Source organism: Streptomyces sp. NPDC090445, from assembly GCF_044769385.1.
In the GTDB taxonomy this organism is placed as follows: Bacteria; Actinomycetota; Actinomycetes; order Streptomycetales; family Streptomycetaceae; genus Streptomyces.
Window position 1 is genome coordinate 128,868 of the sequence record NZ_JBIVXV010000011.1, and the last position, 15,763, is coordinate 144,630.

16 protein-coding genes are annotated in these 15,763 nt (G+C 72.0%); 13 read left to right on the forward strand and 3 right to left on the reverse strand.

Translation table 11 applies throughout. The features are described from left to right. Positions 1-124: 124 nt before the first annotated feature. Positions 125-436, reverse strand: a complete 312-nt coding sequence (locus tag ACIQUT_RS22125; RefSeq protein WP_403564915.1) for a hypothetical protein — start codon at positions 434-436, stop codon at positions 125-127. A 168-nt stretch (positions 437-604) separates the two neighbouring features. On the opposite strand from ACIQUT_RS22125, the gene ACIQUT_RS22130 reads away from it, so the two are divergent. The 3 genes from ACIQUT_RS22130 (at position 605) to ACIQUT_RS22140 (ending at position 4,662) form a co-directional block, all read left to right on the forward strand. Then, complete coding sequence (locus ACIQUT_RS22130) at positions 605-1,189, forward strand: hypothetical protein (protein WP_403564917.1); 585 nt, start codon at positions 605-607, stop codon at positions 1,187-1,189. Positions 1,190-1,775: 586 nt separating this feature from the next. Beyond that, the gene (locus ACIQUT_RS22135; RefSeq protein WP_403564919.1) at positions 1,776-2,726 is read left to right on the forward strand and encodes an RNA-binding protein; all 951 of its coding nucleotides are present in this window, start codon (positions 1,776-1,778) and stop codon (positions 2,724-2,726) included. An 808-nt stretch (positions 2,727-3,534) separates the two neighbouring features. Beyond that, complete coding sequence (locus tag ACIQUT_RS22140; protein WP_403564921.1) at positions 3,535-4,662, forward strand: PP2C family protein-serine/threonine phosphatase; 1,128 nt, start codon at positions 3,535-3,537, stop codon at positions 4,660-4,662. A 502-nt stretch (positions 4,663-5,164) separates the two neighbouring features. Here ACIQUT_RS22140 and ACIQUT_RS22145 read toward each other — a convergent pair. Together ACIQUT_RS22145 and ACIQUT_RS22150 are read right to left on the reverse strand one after the other, a co-directional pair. Continuing rightward, entirely contained in the window at positions 5,165-5,398 is a 234-nt protein-coding gene (locus ACIQUT_RS22145) for a hypothetical protein (protein WP_403564923.1), read from the reverse strand. Continuing rightward, positions 5,383-5,865, reverse strand: coding sequence for a hypothetical protein (locus ACIQUT_RS22150; RefSeq protein WP_403564925.1), 483 nt, complete (start codon positions 5,863-5,865; stop codon positions 5,383-5,385). Before ACIQUT_RS22150 ends, ACIQUT_RS22145 begins: the two co-directional genes overlap by 16 nt. 514 nt (positions 5,866-6,379) lie before the next feature. On the opposite strand from ACIQUT_RS22150, the gene ACIQUT_RS22155 reads away from it, so the two are divergent. The 10 genes from ACIQUT_RS22155 (at position 6,380) to ACIQUT_RS22200 (ending at position 15,760) form a co-directional block, all read left to right on the forward strand. Further along, entirely contained in the window at positions 6,380-7,516 is a 1,137-nt protein-coding gene (locus tag ACIQUT_RS22155) for a zinc-binding dehydrogenase (RefSeq protein WP_403564927.1), read from the forward strand. After that, the gene (locus ACIQUT_RS22160) at positions 7,513-8,457 is read left to right on the forward strand and encodes an ROK family protein (RefSeq protein WP_403564928.1); all 945 of its coding nucleotides are present in this window, start codon (positions 7,513-7,515) and stop codon (positions 8,455-8,457) included. Before ACIQUT_RS22155 ends, ACIQUT_RS22160 begins: the two co-directional genes overlap by 4 nt. A 56-nt stretch (positions 8,458-8,513) precedes the next feature. Further along, entirely contained in the window at positions 8,514-9,512 is a 999-nt protein-coding gene (locus ACIQUT_RS22165; protein ID WP_403564930.1) for a phosphotransferase, read from the forward strand. 258 nt (positions 9,513-9,770) lie between these two features. Next, positions 9,771-10,265: a hypothetical protein gene (locus tag ACIQUT_RS22170; protein WP_403564932.1), complete on the forward strand. Its 495-nt coding sequence runs from the start codon at positions 9,771-9,773 to the stop codon at positions 10,263-10,265. Between the two features lie 101 nt (positions 10,266-10,366). Next, positions 10,367-11,749: an aspartate aminotransferase family protein gene (locus ACIQUT_RS22175; protein ID WP_403564933.1), complete on the forward strand. Its 1,383-nt coding sequence runs from the start codon at positions 10,367-10,369 to the stop codon at positions 11,747-11,749. Beyond that, positions 11,746-12,702 carry an inositol monophosphatase family protein gene (locus ACIQUT_RS22180; protein WP_403564934.1) on the forward strand — a complete coding sequence of 319 codons (957 nt, stop codon included), beginning with the start codon at positions 11,746-11,748 and terminating at the stop codon, positions 12,700-12,702. Before ACIQUT_RS22175 ends, ACIQUT_RS22180 begins: the two co-directional genes overlap by 4 nt. A gap of 5 nt (positions 12,703-12,707) precedes the next feature. After that, complete coding sequence (locus ACIQUT_RS22185; RefSeq protein ID WP_403564936.1) at positions 12,708-13,622, forward strand: diiron oxygenase; 915 nt, start codon at positions 12,708-12,710, stop codon at positions 13,620-13,622. Next, positions 13,609-14,484, forward strand: coding sequence for a hypothetical protein (locus ACIQUT_RS22190; RefSeq protein ID WP_403564937.1), 876 nt, complete (start codon positions 13,609-13,611; stop codon positions 14,482-14,484). The genes ACIQUT_RS22185 and ACIQUT_RS22190 overlap by 14 nt, the downstream gene beginning before the upstream one ends. Then, a complete protein-coding gene (locus ACIQUT_RS22195) occupies positions 14,481-15,524 on the forward strand; it encodes an NAD(P)H-dependent flavin oxidoreductase (protein WP_403564939.1) in 1,044 nt (347 codons plus the stop codon). Before ACIQUT_RS22190 ends, ACIQUT_RS22195 begins: the two co-directional genes overlap by 4 nt. Positions 15,525-15,526: 2 nt before the next feature. Then, the gene (locus ACIQUT_RS22200) at positions 15,527-15,760 is read left to right on the forward strand and encodes an acyl carrier protein (RefSeq protein WP_403564940.1); all 234 of its coding nucleotides are present in this window, start codon (positions 15,527-15,529) and stop codon (positions 15,758-15,760) included. The last annotated feature ends 3 nt before the right edge of the window (positions 15,761-15,763 follow it).

The window sequence follows — 15,763 nt, forward strand, 5'->3', positions numbered from 1 at the left end:
CCACTTCCAGTCGCGCTCCCTCAGGTTCGGCAGCACCCGCTCGTCGGGCGACCAAGTCCTGCCGCCGTCGAAGGTCTGGATCACTTGCCGTCCGCGGACTTGCCGGAGCCCCACCGGCCGAGGCTCACTCCGGTTTGGCGGGTGTCGGGGCGGGCCAGGGGCGGTCGGGGGTCACGATGGAAGTGACGGTGTTCGCGACGAGGGAGGACAGGTTCTTGTCCTGGTAGTTGACGTTGGAATTGACGAGGACGACGAGCACGGCCTTGTCGGCGGGGTGCCGGACGGCTACCGCCTCGTACCCGGGCAGGTCGCCGTTGCGGCCGAGCCAGCCGGCGGTGTCGAGGATGCCGAGACCGTAGGAGATGCCGGGAACGCCGGTCGGCAGCGTCCGCAGGCGTTCGGCCTGCGTTTCCTTGGTCAGGAGCTTCCCGTCCATGCGCGGCCATACCCGCCGCGGCGGCACGAGCTTGCGCGCAGGTCCGAGGCGTGACCGGGAAGGACGGAGCCACGCTCCGGATGAGCGCGCCACCCGACCACAGCCGGTGCCCCGTGGCCGCCCTCGACGCGGCGGAGCTCGCGGTGGGGCGGCCGATAGCGTGTGGGCATGACGATGACGAGCAAGCGGCGGGTCCTGTACCGGCAGGGCACCGGGTTCTGGCGGATGACGGCGAAGTGGGTCCTGGTCTTCGGGGCCCTGTACCTGTTGGACGGCGGGCTGCTCCGCTCGTGGGGCGACGCAGTGGTGTTGCCGATGATCGGGATCCTGTTGTGGGTGCCGTTCGGGATCGGCGTCGTCTGGTATCCGAAGAAGGACCAGCGGGTCGTGCTGACGACACGTGAACTGCGTGTGCGCCGCAAGCAGCTGCCGATGGAGGAGGTGAACCTGCTGCACGTGGCGCGGCTGTGGCTGGAGGGGCGGTCGACCGCGGACGACCAGCCGGTGCCGGAATGGCAACGGGTCGAACGGGTGGTGTGGGTGCCGCTGCGGGACGGCCGGGCGTTCGGCGTGGAGTTTCAGGACCCGGCCGCGTTCGCCAAGGTTTTCGGCGCCTTCGCGGTCGCGGCGTGCGGCGGGCCGGAGATCGTCCGCGCGAGGGCCGCAACGGCAACCTACCCGGAGCCGCGCCCGATGCGGTCCCGCTCCGCCGCCGACGGCTCCTGGACGGACTTCCTGGACATCCTCAGCTGAGAGCCGGAAACGCACGGTACGGGCCCCCGGGAGGCGTTTCACGCAACCGCCTCCTGCCGCTTGCCGAACCTGTCTGCACCACCGAGCATCAGGTTGGCGAGGGTGTCCCCGCGGAGCTCGCAGTGTTCCCGCAGAGTGCGGGTGTTCTACGTGCTGGTCAACGCGTCCGGAGCGGAACGGGAGTGTTCGGGCTGCGGAAGCCGTGCATTCATCGCGGATGGCGAGGAGTACGGGAACGAGGAGTCCTGGGAGGACGACGAGCCTGGTGCGGCCGGCTGCTTGTGCGGGAGTGAGGAGTTCGAGGCCGCGGTCGCGTTCTCGCTCGGCAGCGATGGATCCGTCCGATGGGTGACCCTTGGCTTGCGGTGTATCAAGGGCGGATTCGCCGGCGTCCATGCCGACTGGAAGATCGACTATGGCCCCACGGACCACGCCGTCGGCCTTGGGTTTGACCCTCGGGGCCGACAGGCCTACGGCCCTTCGATCCCCGTTCCCCTTCCGCTACGACCGAGGGCGCTACCCGCGGCATACCGGCTCGGGGTCGGAAACTACGCTTGTACTCCTTTCGCCCCGCCCAAGGAGTACCGTGCCGCCGGCCTTCGTCCACCGGATCACCAAGTACGACCCTGCCGACCGCGACGAGCGCGGCCACTACACCGGCGCCGAGGACACGGACAGTGACCACGGGCCGGTCGAAGCGGCGTACCTGGCGGCGATCGCCGCCTTCGCGGAGGCCTCGGGTATCGACCGGCTGGAGATCCGTGAGCCCGCGGTCACCGGCTTGGTCCACTTCGGCGTGGAGCCGCCGGTCGGGGGACACGGCCTCAGCGGGCTCTTCCCGCCCGACCTCACCGGCTACCACGACGGGGCCGAAGTTCCCCTTCCGGTCGCTCTGGAGCTGGTCCGGGCCATGCTCCGCGGCCAGGGCGCGTGGTGCCGGCTGGAGGCGGGGGACCTGTTCACCGTGCACGTCGGGTGGGACCAGTACGTGTACGTGGGCAGCGACCGGCCCTGCCTGGACGCTGTGGCCCGTACAAGGGAACTCGGGCTTTTCCCGGAACCGCTGACGGCCTCCCCCTACGCGGCGGAATTCGACGAACAGGAAGCGACGGAGCCAGCCGACGAGGACTTCTGGTCGCGCCTGCGCACGGAGCTGGCCTCACGGCAGACGGCGCTCCTGGAGGAGACCTACGTCCGCAACGCCGCACGCTGGCACCGCCTCACGACGGAGAACCTCGACGCGGTGCGCGCTGGTCTCGGCCCGCGGGCCCTGCTGACCGTCTGGCCCGACCTGACCCCCGATGTCGGCGCGGTCCTCGCCGCGCTACCCCCGGAGGACTCCGTGGAGTTCGTGTGGGAGGCGCAGGACGGAACGATCCGCCACGCGGTCGTCGACGACACCGAGTACCAGGAGCTCGCCGCCCTGGTGGCCGACGCACGGGCGGCCTGCGCCCTGTCCATGTACTCCGACGAACGCCACCCGATGTTCGTTGCCGTCCTGCCTGACAGCGACGGCATGCTGCGCGCCCGGTGGTGACCCGGTTCGCGCCGGGCGGGCCAGCCGATGCTGTGCAAGCCAGGTGTCGTGCTCAGAGCTCGTCTTCCTGCGCCCGGAGGCGTCCCGGCAGGTTGGTGAGCGCCTCGCCGAGGTCGGTCGCGGACACCCGGGGACGGGGTGCGGGTCGCCGCAGGTGGGGGAGGGCGACCCCCGGTGCGGGGCAATCTCTCCTGGTGATCTACTCACCACTTCATCCACTGACGGCTGCGCGATGCGGGTATCGGACCACGGGCGTGCAGCCGGTACGGCTCTCGGGAAAGCGCTGTCATCCCTGGACGGCGAACCAGGACTCCTTCGCATGCCGGCGAGGCCGGCCTGAGTCACCCACCGCCATCCGTGATAGTCGCGCTGGATCGCTGCGTACATACCGCCCCGGCCATCGATTCTCGGACCCGAGCGTGTTCTCGCATTCGATTCCGGGAACCACGGGCCACCCGGCTACCCTCCCCATCCCGGGGTCTTCGTCGTACGGATGCGGACGGTGAGTGACGCCCCGCCCCGGCCCGCACGGTGGACGTGGCCTCGACGGTCGCCGCGCTCGACGGCTGGGCGGGCCCAGGGGCGGCTGGGACGGTGCGGCGAGCGCGGGACGCGTTCACCGGTCTCCCGGTCCGGTCCGCTGATCCGGGAGCCCGGCACGGGCCGAGGGGTGGAGCGCTCCCTTCCGGCGAGGCAGGCTGTACCTATGCGTTTCCGCCTCCGCCCTCTGCGGCCTGGAGCGTCCACTCGACCAGGAGTGGGCGGTCACGGCGGGGTTCCGTTCAGGCTGGGGCAGTGTGTTCCCTTCGTGATCGCGCTGGCCGTGCTGAGCATCGAGCTCTCGCCGGCGCACGATCTGGTCACCGGCCCCGTGCTCACCACGACGCCGGCGCTGGCCGCGCTGACGATGGGGCCGATGGGCACGCTGGCCACGGCAGTCCTCGCCGCGGGTGTGAACGCGGCCTCCGCGACCTACAACCAGTCGTGGGGAACGCTGACCCCGCTGATCATCGGGAACTTCCTGGGGCTGTTCGTGGTGTCCGTGGCCAGTGTCATCCTGAGTAGTGCCATGCGTACGCGCAGGCAGGGCGAGCTAGACCAGGTCCGCCGGATCGCTGTGGCGGCGCAGGAGGTCGTCCTGCGGCCCGTCCCCGAGAGGCTGGGCCCGGTGCGGGCCGCCAGCCTGTGCCTCGCGGCGGGGACAGGGGCGCTGGTCGGCGGTGACCTGTACGAGGCCGTGCAGACGCCGTACGGCGTCCGGCTGATCGTGGGGGACGTGAGGGGCAAGGGGCTGACTGCGATGCGCGCGGTCGCGGTGACCCTGGGTGCGTTCCGGGTGTCCGTTCACTACGAGGACGAGCTGACGGAGGTCATGAACTGCTGCGAGGCCGCGCTGCTACGGGAGGCAGCCGTGCCCGGTGCGTACGCTCCGGAAGTTCTGATGGAGGGATTCACCACCGCTCTCATGGCCCAGGTGCCGGACGAACAGGTAGTGCTCGTGGCCAACCGTGGCCATCCGCCCCCGCTGGTGCTGCACCGGGGCGTCGTTCAGGCGCTGATGCCCGACACGCCACTGCCGCCGCTGGGTCTGGGAGACCTCGTGGACGACCTCACCGCCAAGGCCGAGAGCTATCCGTTCGTACGCGGCGACCGTCTGCTCCTGTACACCGACGGCGTGATCGAAGCCCGCAATCGGGACAACGTCTTCTTCCCCCTGCCGGAGACCATGGAGGGGATACGGGCGAGCGCCACCCCGCGGGAGTTCCTGGAGGAACTGCACCAGGCGTTGATCCGCCATACCGGAGGCCGCTTGACGGACGACGTGGCGATGATCCTCGTCGACCGGCTCGACGAGGACACCGCCGGCAGCGGCTGCATGTCGAGCACGGCGGGTACGGCCCGTTCCACGGGCCCCATGCCTTCGGCGGAGAGGTAGCGCCGGGGAACCCTCCTGCCTCGAACCGCTGGGGCGGAGGCAGGAGCGACGGCAGCAAGGGTGCCCGGCGGCTTGGTCCCCCTCGGCTCCGGCGCGGCGCTCCCGCACCGGGTGATGGGTGGGGACATGCCGTCAGGGGTGAGAAACGCACGGTAGCGGGACTGGGAACGCTGATGCCTCAGCACCGGGCCGCCGTGCGGGGCGGTGCGTCAGCCGCCGGCGCTCACCGGTGCGGTGCTGAGACGGCCCGGAGAGGCCGGCCGACTCCTTCGTGTTTCCCGGCGTCTGCCGGGGAAGGCCCCCGGCGGCCTGGCAGGCAGTGAAATCGTGTGGGCCGCGGTGACGGCTTCGGGGTACACGGTCCCTCCTGCGGATCCTGCGTGCCGTCGCCGCCACCCGTCCCGACCTCGAAGACGTCGGTCACACCCTGTCCGCCGACGTCGCTCACTCGCCGGCCGACGTCTGGGAGCCGGGCGCTGACCGGCGGCCCCTGGCGGGGCAGTCACCCGGTCCGCCAGGTGCTCACGATCCAGAAGACCGCGAACCCCGTCCACAGGATGGCGAAGCCCCAGATCACGGGGTGTCCGCCGAACAGCGCCATGCTGCCGAGCCATCCGACCCCGACGGCCACGAACGGCCAGCCGAAGTTGGGGAAGGCGAGGAGGTCCGAAAGCCGCCCGCTCACCGCTCCCCACGCGCCCGCCGCCAGGATCAGGCAGCTCAGCGCGCGAGCCACGGCAGGACTCCGCTCTGCGAGGAGGGTGCGTAGGAGTGGGTGCGGCCGCGCACCCCCAGCCCCACGACCTCGCCCCGCCACAGCCGGACTTCGGCGCGGTCACCCGTCCTGACCTCGTCGTACGTCTCCGGCCCCACCGCCAACCAGGCGGTGCGCTCGGGCCACTCGACCTTGACGTCGTGGTACGTCGTGCACGTGGTGCCGCCCCCGCCGCCCCCGGCGGTCACCCCGCCGGTCACCGTGCCGCCCGTGATGCCGCCGGCGCTGGCCATGCCGCCTCCGCCGATCGTCGTGACGCCCCCGCTCGGGCCACCGATCGTGCCGCCGCTCGTGCCGTTGTGGGTGCAGCGCTCGCCCGTCCGGCGGTCGAGTACCGTGCCCGCCTCGCGCCGCACGCACGCCTCACCGTCGCCCCCGTTCCCCGTCCGGCTCCCGACGTCGCAGACCGGCGCGTCGCGGTACGCCATGGTCGCCCCGTACCCTTCGGCGACCTGCTGACCGCAGAGAAGGACTCCCCATCCGGCTGCGAGGACGACAAGTCCCCGTAACCAGACGGGCAGCCGACCGCGGTACCAACCCCGCCCGTACCCCGTTGTCTTCACCCGGCCGTGATTCCCCTCGGGCGGAGCCCCCATGCGCCGCCTCTTCCCCTCCCCCTGCGAGGGCCGACAACGAGGGGTCGGGCACGTCGACCGTGCGACATCCCGCGAGTTCCCCTGAGCACTGCCGAGTCCTTGTTCCTGTGGCCAGGGTGTCCTGTGTCCGGCACGCGGGAGGACGCACATGCTCGGGCCGGCGCCCGCCGTCCTGTCGTTCCAGGAGGTCGCCGCCCGCGCCGCCGGTGAGCCGGTCGATTCCGGCGCCGCCGCACAGGGTTTCGCTGCCGGCGCGGGCCGAGGCCGCGGAGTGGCTCAGAGGCGTCGTGTCCGGCTGCGTCCGGCTGCGCTAGCGTCGCCCGCAGACAACCGATGGGGAGGTCTCGTGCGCGCTCTCGTCTATCTGGGTCCAAGCTCCGCCGAACTGCAGGACCGGCCCGCCGCGCAGCTCGTGAACCGTGATGACGTCGTGGTGGAGATCGTGGGTACGGGGGTCTGCGGAACGGACCGCAAGATCCTGCTCGGGCGGTTCCCCGCCCGGCCGGGCGTGGTGCTCGGACACGAGTCGGTGGGTGTGGTGCGAGAGACGGGGCCGCAGGTGCGTTCGGTGGGGGTGGGGGACCGGGTGGTGGTCAACCCCACGCTGTACTGCGGCTGGTGCGTCCCGTGCCGCCGGGGGGCGACCAACTTCTGCCGTCACAAGGCCGGCACCGAGGTCGGCGTCGACCGGGATGGCACGTACGCGGAGTCCGTGACTCTGCCGGAACGTTTCGTCGAACGGGTTCCCGCCGGGCTGCCTTTCCGCAGCGCGGTCCTGATCGAGCCACTCGCCTGCGTACTGAACAACGTCGGGGCCGCGTCCGTGACCTTCGACGACACCGTGGTGGTGCTCGGCGCAGGCCCGATCGGGATGCTGACCGCACTCGTCGCCGCCCGCCAGGCGCGCCGGGTCACCGTCGCAGAACCGGACGGCTACCGGCTGGAGCGGGCCCGCGAACAGTGCACGCACGTGGTGGACGTGGCAGGAACGGAACCGGCCGAAGCCGTGGTGAAGGCCACGGGCGGCGAGCGTCCCTCCGTCGTCTTCGACACCACGGGCACCGGCCTGGACACGGCGCTACGCCTGATCGACGACGGCGGCCGGGTCGTGGTGATGGGCTTCGACGACGCCTACACCGTGCCGCTGCGCCCGCTCCGGCTCACCAACCGGGGCATCCGGCTGATCGGCGCCGGAGACTACCGGGCCGACATCTTCCCGGTCGCCGTGGACCTGGCCGCCGAACTCGGCGGTCTCCAACGACCCGGCTCCGGCACCGGACCGGACCTGGCGCGGCTGGTCACGCACGAGTTCCCGCTCGAACGGTACGCAGAAGCCTTCACCGCGCTCGGCGGGCTCACCGGGGGCGACGGGGGCGACGGGGGCGGCGGCACCGGGCGGCCACCCCGCTACGACGCGCTCAAGGTCGTCATCCGCTCGCACTCCGGCCCGGTCGGCCCCGACGGCTGGCCGGTGGGCGCGTGAGCGCGCCGCGCCTCGGGTCGATCGAGTCGGGCGGGACCAAGTTCGTCTGCCTGGTCGGCTCGGCCCCCGACCGGATCGAGGCCGAGACCCGGTTCCCGACCGGCGAGCCGGGCCCCACCCTGGCCCGGGCCATCGCCTTCTTCCGGGAGACGGCCGCCGAGACCGGCCCGTTGGACGCGATCGGCATCGCCTCCTTCGGGCCGCTCGAACTGCGCCCGGGCCATGCCGGGTTCGGCCGTCTCGCCGCCACCCCCAAACCCGGCTGGTCCGGGGTGGACGTCGCCGGCCCGGTCGCCGCCGCGCTCGGCGTGCCGGTGGGCATCGACACCGACGTCAACGGCGCGGCCCTCGCCGAGGGCCGCTGGGGCGCGGCACGGGGCCTGGACACCTACGTCTACCTCACCGTCGGCACCGGCATCGGCGGCGGCGCGGTGATCGGCGGCAGGGTGGTCAGCGGGCTGGTCCACACCGAGATGGGCCATCTCGCGGTGCCCCGGGTCGCGGGCGACGACTTCCCCGGTTCCTGCCCCTTCCACGGCGACTGCTGGGAGGGGCTGGCGGGCGGCGAGGCGATGGGCGCCCGCTGGGGGACCCCGGCCGAAGAACTGGCCGGCGACGCACTGCGCGAGGCGCTGCGGCTGGAGGCGTCCTACCTGGCCGCGGGGCTGCGCAACATCGTCTACACGACCGCGCCCCAGCGGATCGTGATCGGCGGCGGCGTCGCGGAACTCCCCGGGCTGTTCCCGCTGCTCCGCGCCGAACTGGCCGCGGCACTGGGCGGATACCCCGGGCTGCCCGAGCACGCAGCCGAGGGCTTCGTGGTCCCGGCACGGCTCGGCCGGCTCGCCGGACCGGCCGGCGGACTGGTCCTGGCGGCCGCGGCGGCCGCCGCCGACGGCCGCGGCGGCCGCCGCCGACGGCCGCGGCCGGTCCGGCGCTGAGCCATCGGGGGGACCGGACGTATGAGGACGGCCCCGGGCCGGGCAGGCTGGCCGGTGTGACGCGCCCCGATCCGGCGGGCCTCCTGGACCCGGCCACCCGTGCCTGGCTGACCCGGCACGCCCTGCCCGGCGCCCGGCTGCACGAGGTGGACCCGCTGCCCGGCGGGTTCACCAATGACATGGCCCTGCTCACGGCCCGGCCCGCCGACGCGCCGGACGCGGAGCGCTACGTGCTGCGCCGCTACCGGCCCAGCGGCAGCCGGGTCCCGCGCAACACCTGTGCGGTGGAGGTCGCCGTCCTCGGTCGGGCGGCGGCCCGTACCGTCCCGGTGACCGCGGTGGTCGCGGCCGATCCACACGGCCGGGCCACCGGCCGCCCCACCCTGCTGTACCGGTTCGTGGACGGCACCCCGCTCAGCCAGGTGCTCGCGGACGGCCTGGTGAGCGGCGAGGCGCGGGACCTGGGCCGGGCCGTCGGTGCGGTGCTGGCGCGGATCGGCCGGGTCAGGCTGCCCCGCCCGGGCGTCTTCGGCGACTCTTCGCTGGTCCCGGCCGCGGACGGCGCAGCCCTGCTGGGCGACCTGCCCGGCTTCGTCGAGCGCTGTCTGGCCACCGCGGCCGCGGACGGTCCGCTGAGCGGGACGGACGCGACCGTACTGCGCGCCCTGGCCCGCCGAGGACCCCGGGCACTCGCTGCCGTGGCGGGTGAACGCAGCCTGGTGCACTGCGACTTCAACCCGAAGAACGTCTTGGTCCGACGACGCGCCGGGCAGTGGGCGGTGGCCGCCGTGCTCGACTGGGAGTTGGCGTTCAGCGGCTCGCCGCTCTTCGATGTCGGAAACATGCTGCGCTTCGCCCACGAGTACCCGCCCGCCTTCGCCGAGGGCTTCCTCGACGGCTTCAGGGGCGGGAACGGCCGACTGCCCGGGGACTGGCTGGGGCTCAGCCGGACGCTTGACCTCTTCGCGCTCGCGGACATCCTCACCGCGCCGCCCGACCCGGCCTACTTCGCCCGCGCCCGTGCCGTACTGCGCCGGTCCACCACCCACTGCTGACCGTGACCGGACGAGCGCATGCCACCGGTCGCCACCTTCCCATCCGGCCCGTGCGTCGCCCAATTCTCAGGAGACAACTGCTGTCCGTGCGGATCGCGGAAGTCCTGGCGAAAATTTCGAATAAATGGCGGAGAGGTGGCGCACGGCCTTCTTCTCACCATCGAGAACGCCGGTTAGTCTGCCTGGACCGAAGCGAAAGATCCTTCACCGAGGGAGAATTCCGCCGTGGAGAACGGAAGTCCGAAGAATGTCCTGAAGGTGCTCACGCCGACCGTTCGCTGCAACGGGACGCCTCCCACGCCCGCCCTGCGCGAAGGGCCGTACTACAAACCCGACACCCCTTTCAGGACCAGCTTCCGGGACGATGTGGAAGGCGGCGTCCCGCTGCTGCTGCACGGCGCCGTGCGCACCGTCGAGGGCAAGCCCATAGCAGGCACCCTGCTCGACTTCTGGCAGGTCGGGGACGCCGGGGTCTACGACGACAGCGGTTTTCGGCTGCGCGGCCACCAGTTCGCGGACGCCGAGGGGCAGTGGCGGCTGGAGACGGTGCTGCCCGCCCTCTACCCGGGGCGGACCCGGCATGTGCACGTGAAGGTGCAGCCGCCCGGCGGATCCGTGCTGACCACGATGCTGTATTTCCCCGGCGAACGCCGAAACCACCTTGACAAGTATTTCCGGCCAGAATGCCTGATGGATGTCCGTGAGACCCCCGAGGGGTGGGACGCGGCGTTCACGTTCATTCTGGACGTGTGAACTCTCCGAGCATCGGAATAAAAGGCTCCCCGGGATAACCGGCAGCGGGAGCGATATCCGCCGTCCATCGTGTCCGGGGGACGGAAGTCGACAGGAGATTCATGGCCGACCTCATGCGCGACCAGCGCGACACGAAGAGCGACGCCCGGAGCCACGCGCGAAACGGTGCCCGGCGCGACGCGCAAAGCGGTGCCCGGAGCGACGTCCGCGGTGATGCCCTGAGCTACGCCCAGAACCATCTGTACTACCCGGTCAGCGCCTACGAGATGGACCACGGCGAGGGCGTCCACCTGTACGACACCGACGGCAACGAGTACCTCGACTGCGCGTCCGGCACCTTCAACCTGAGCCTCGGCTACGGGCACCCCGAAGTGGTCAAGGCCATGCGCGACCAGGCCGAACGGCTGGTGCACACCACCTCGACCTTCCAGACCGCCCCCGTCAACGAGCTGGTCCGGCGGCTGGTCGAGGTCACCCCGCCGAACCTGACCAAGGTGCACCTCAAGGTGTCGGGCGGCTCCACCGCCAACGAGGGCGCGGTCAAGATGGCACAGCTCGCCACCGGCCGCCGCGACGTCATCACCCTGTTCCGCAGCCACCACGGCCAGACCATGATGACGACCACCATGTCGGGCGAGGCGTTCCGCAAGGCGCCCTTCCCGCACCTGATGCCAGGCGTGCTCCAGGTACCCGACCCCTACTGCCTGCGCTGCTTCTACCGGCAGGCGGGACCCGACAGCTGCGGCATGCTGTGCGTCGAACGCATCAACGACTTCCTCGACCACGCCAGTTCCGGCAGCGTCGCCTGCGTGGTCGTCGAACCGGTCTCCGGCAGCGGCGGCAACATCGTGCCCCCCGACGGCTACCTGCCCGCGCTGCGCGCCCTGTGCGACGAACGGGGCATCGCCCTCGTCTTCGACGAGATCCAGACCGGTATAGGCCGGGTCGGCCGGATGTTCGCCGCAGAGCACTACGGGGTCCGGCCCGACATCCTGACGACCGCCAAGGGCCTCGGCGGATCCGGCGCCCAGATCGCGGCCATCGTCGCAGACGAGCGGATGTCCGGGCTCAGCAGCGACCACCACTCCTTCACCTACGGCGGCAACGTCCTCGCTGCCGCCGCCGCGGCCACCACCCTCGACGTGATCGGCCGCCCCGGCTTCCTGGAGAACGTCCGGGAGGTGGGCGCCCACGTCATGGAACGGCTGCGCGCGCTGGCCGCCCTGCACCCCGCCGTCGTGGAGGTGCGCGGCCTCGGCCTGATGATCGGGATCGAGATCGGCGACGACGAGGGCCGCCCGCACAGCGAACGGGCCCAGGCCCTCACCCGGCGCGGCATGGACCACGGCCTGATCCTCCGCACCTCCCGCTACGGACGGGGCAACGTGATCAAGATCCGCCCACCGCTGATCCTCACCCGCGCGGAGGCCGATGTGCTCTGCGACCGGCTCGAAGCCCTCTTCGCCGCCGAGGCGGCGTCATGACCGGCCCCGAGCACGGAGGAACCCCACAGGCCGCGGCCGTACGGCACTACGTGACCGGCCTCGCCCGTGCCGTCCGCGACGCCGTTCTGGCGGCCCGGCACCGGGCCGGCAGCCGCCTGGTCCGAGGCCATTCACCGGGCGGGGACGCCCAGTTCGGCCTCGACGAGGTCGCGGAGGCGGCCGTCTGGCAGTACGTCGTCGGCCACGACCTGCCCGTCGCCGTCTACTCCGAGGACCGGGGCCTGAAACACCACGGCACGGACCCGGCCCACCTGCTGGTCGTCGACCCGATCGACGGCACCCGGCCCGCCGTCGCCGGCCTGGAGTCGGCCACCGTCTCGGTGGCCGTCGCCCGCATGTCGCACCGCCCGCGCATCGCCGACGTCGAGCACGCGCTGCTGATGGAACTGCGCACGGGCGCCTACCTCTACGGGGACCTGGCGACGCCCGGCATCACCGCCCACGGCTACGACCACCCCGTCCCGGCGCTCACCCGCACCACCGACCCCGCGCGGATGTTCTGGTCGCTGGAGTTCAACGGCCACCCGGCCCGCCTCATGACCGAGGCCTACGGCCACCTCATCGACCGCTCGGCCAACACCGGCGGGGTCTTCGTCTTCAACAGCGCCACCTGGTCCATCTCCCGGCTGCTCACCGGCCAGCTCGACGCCTACGTGGACATCGGCAACCGGCTGCTGCGCGACGACCCGGCACTGCTGCCCGAGTTCGAACGAGTCGGCAACGGCCGGGTCCTGCACCTGTTCCCGTACGACATCGCCGCGGCCGTCTTCCTCGCCGAGCGGGCCGGGGCGGTCATCACCGACGGCTACGGACAGCCGCTCGGCGAGACGGTCCTGACCGATCTGACCATCGGCAACCAGCGGTCCTGCGTGGCCGCATCCACCCCCGAACTCCACCGGGCCCTGCTGTCGGCCGTCCGGTGGAAGGAGTGACGACCATGCGCCCCCAGAACACCCGGCCCACCAGGCCGGCCGGCACCGCGACAGCGGACGACACCGAGTTCCGGGCCCTGCTCGACCGGCTCTCCGACAAGGCCACCGCGGACTACTACAACCCGTTCACCACCTTCGACTGGCCGCCCGCGATCCCCACCGACGGACTCTGGATGTCCCCCGAACTGCTCTCCGTCCACGGCACCGAGCTGATCGACGAAATGAGCCCGGCCCGGATCCAGGCCCTGAGCCGGTGGGAGAGCGTCAACTTCTACAGCCTCAACGTGCACGGCATACGCGAACTGCTCATCGAGGTCACCCGGCGCATCCACACGCCCGGCTTCGAGCTTCCCTCCGAGTTCTTCCACCACTTCATCGGTGAGGAGAACGACCACATGTGGTTCTTCGCGACCTTCTGCCTCAAGTACGCCGGCAAGATCTACCCCGACAAGTCGGTCAAGCTGCCCGAGGCTCCGCGCGACCCGGACATCGAGAACTTCCTGGTGTTCGCCCGGATCCTGATCTTCGAGCAGATCGTGGACCACTACAACGTCCACCTGGCCGCCGACAGCCGCCTGCACCCGACCATCCGGCACATCAACCGGCTGCACCACCAGGACGAGTCCCGCCACATCGCCTTCGGCCGCCGCCTGGTGCAACTGCTGTGGGAGCGGCTCCTCGACAGCGGCCTGGACGAAGCGGCCCGGCTCGAACTGCGCAGCTACCTCGATCGCTACCTCACCACCAGCATGGAGTCCCTCTACAACCCGGCCGTCTACCGGGACGCGGGCCTCGCGGACGGCTTCGCCCTGCGCCGGCGCCTGCTCGCCCACCCCGCCCGGCAGGCCGCCCACGCCAAGGTCCTGCACAAGACCACCGGCTTCCTCCACCGGATCGGGGTGTTCGATGCCCGTCACTGACCCCACGGCCACGGGGGACACCGCGGCCGCCTGGTCGGTCCGGGACGGACTGGCCACCCTCGACGAACCCGCCGTCCTGCTGATGGACGCACTCGACGCGGTGTTCACCCGCTGGGGCGCCGAGGCCGGAGCCCGGCAGCAGAGCTACCCGCCCCTGCTCAGGGCCGAGGACCTGCGCACCTTCGACTACTTCCGCAACTTCCCGCACCTGGGCAGCCCGGTCACCCGGATCCGCCCCGACCGACTGGCCTCCCTCGCCGCGGACCCGCCCGGAGCCACCGCGCTGCCCGCCGCCGACCTGGCCGACGCCACCCACCTGCTGCCCTCCGCGGCCTGCTACGGATGCTTCCTGCACCTCACCGGCAGCAGCGCCGACACCCCGGTCCTGATCAGCACCGCCGCCCGGTGCTTCCGTAACGAGGACCACCACGACGGGCTCCGCAGGCTCTGGGGGTTCACCATGCGGGAGATCGTGTGCGTCGGCTCCGCCGAAGCCGTACGGGCCCACCTCGACCGGCACCGGCAGCGGATCACCGCCTTCGGCGCGGCCCTCGGCCTCACCCTGGACCGGCAGCCCGCCACCGACCCCTTCTACGAGAAGGACGGCGCCCGCACCGTCATGCAACTGCTCGCCCCGGTCAAGGACGAGTACCTGCACACCGACGGCACCGCCGTCGCCTCCACCAACAACCACCGCAACTTCTTCGGCGAACGCCGCAGCATCCGCCACGCGGGCCGCCCGGCCTTCACCGGCTGCGTGGCCTTCGGCCTGGAGCGCTGGGTGCACGCCCTCGGCGACCGCTTCGAGGGGGACCTGGCCGCTGCGCACCGCGCGGTACGGCAGGCCGGGGAGGGCGCGTGACCCGGCTGGCCGCCCGGCTGGGCCTCGAACTGCCACTGCTCCAGGCAGGAATGGGTGCAGTGGCCGGGCCCGCGCTGTGTGCCGAGGTGTCCCGGGCCGGGGCGGGCGGCACCCTCGCGCTGTTCAAGGAACCGCCCGCGCGGGCCGCCCGGCTGGTCCGGGAGGTGGCGGCCGCCACCTCCCGCCCGTTCGGGGTGAACGTGGTTCCCGAGGTCACCGGCCCGGCCGCGTGCCTGAACCAGCTCCGGGCCGTCCTGCCCGAACTGCCCCGGGGCGGCTTCGTCACCACCTTCGGGCTGCCCGACGCCGACGCGGCCCGCGCCGTGCTGGGCGCCGGACACCCGCTGGTGGTCCAGGTCGGCACCCCCGAGGACGCCGACACCGCCCTCGGACTGGGCGCGGCCGTCCTGGTCCTCCAGGGCACCGAAGCCGGCGGCCACCTGCTCGGCCGGCTGCCCGTGGACACCCTGCTGTCCGGCGTCCGGTCCCGCTACCCGCACGCCGTCCTGGCCGTCGCCGGCGGGATCGCGACGGGGAGGGACCTCGCGGACGCCGTGGCCCGCGGCGCGGACGGGGCCATGGCCGGAACCCTGTTCGTTCCGGCCGCAGAATCCACCGCGCACCCGGAGTTCAAACGATGGGTGGTCGAAGCCGTCGCCGAGGACACCCTCGTCACCTCCCTGTTCGACATCGGCTGGCCGCACCGCCTGCACCGCGTCCTGCGCAACCCCCTCACCGACACCGCGGACCGCGCCCCGGCCACCTTCATCGCCACCACCCGGGTGGACGGGCGGGAGTACCCGGTACCCCGCTACAGCGCGGCGGCCCCGGGCGACGGCACCACCGGCCGCATCGAGGAGATGGCCCTGTACTGCGGCAGGTCCTGCACCCGCGTCACCGCCCTGCACCCGGCCGCCGCGACCGTCGCCCGGGTCCGCCGGGAGTACGAGAGCGCGCGGCGCACCGGCCCAAGCCCCCCGGACGCCACCACCGCGCGCACGAGCAGGACCGAAGGACTGCACGGGATCCAGGAGAGGTGACCATGGACGACGCCATCAAACCGGTCGTGGACTGGCTGCGTGAACGCAACCCCACCGTCGAGGAGATCCCGGAGGACCTCGACCTGATCGAGAACCGGCTGATCGACTCGCTCGGCTTCATGGAGTTCATCCTGCTGCTGGAGGACCTGATCGGCCGGGAACTGCAGCTCGACCAGATCGACGTGAACCAGTTCCGTACGCTGCGCTCCCTCACGGACCACTTCCTGAAGGGGTGAGCA

Bases quoted from the DNA above. Each gene is read 5' to 3' on its own strand.
- ACIQUT_RS22125 (WP_403564915.1), bottom strand. From the start codon at position 436: ATGGACGGGAAGCTCCTGACCAAGGAAACGCAGGCCGAACGCCTGCGG.
- ACIQUT_RS22130 (WP_403564917.1), top strand. From the start codon at position 605: ATGACGATGACGAGCAAGCGGCGGGTCCTGTACCGGCAGGGCACCGGG.
- ACIQUT_RS22150 (WP_403564925.1), bottom strand. From the start codon at position 5,865: ATGGCGTACCGCGACGCGCCGGTCTGCGACGTCGGGAGCCGGACGGGG.
- ACIQUT_RS22175 (WP_403564933.1), top strand. From the start codon at position 10,367: ATGGCCGACCTCATGCGCGACCAGCGCGACACGAAGAGCGACGCCCGG.
- ACIQUT_RS22180 (WP_403564934.1), top strand. From the start codon at position 11,746: ATGACCGGCCCCGAGCACGGAGGAACCCCACAGGCCGCGGCCGTACGG.
- ACIQUT_RS22185 (WP_403564936.1), top strand. From the start codon at position 12,708: ATGCGCCCCCAGAACACCCGGCCCACCAGGCCGGCCGGCACCGCGACA.
- ACIQUT_RS22190 (WP_403564937.1), top strand. From the start codon at position 13,609: ATGCCCGTCACTGACCCCACGGCCACGGGGGACACCGCGGCCGCCTGG.
- ACIQUT_RS22200 (WP_403564940.1), top strand. From the start codon at position 15,527: ATGGACGACGCCATCAAACCGGTCGTGGACTGGCTGCGTGAACGCAAC.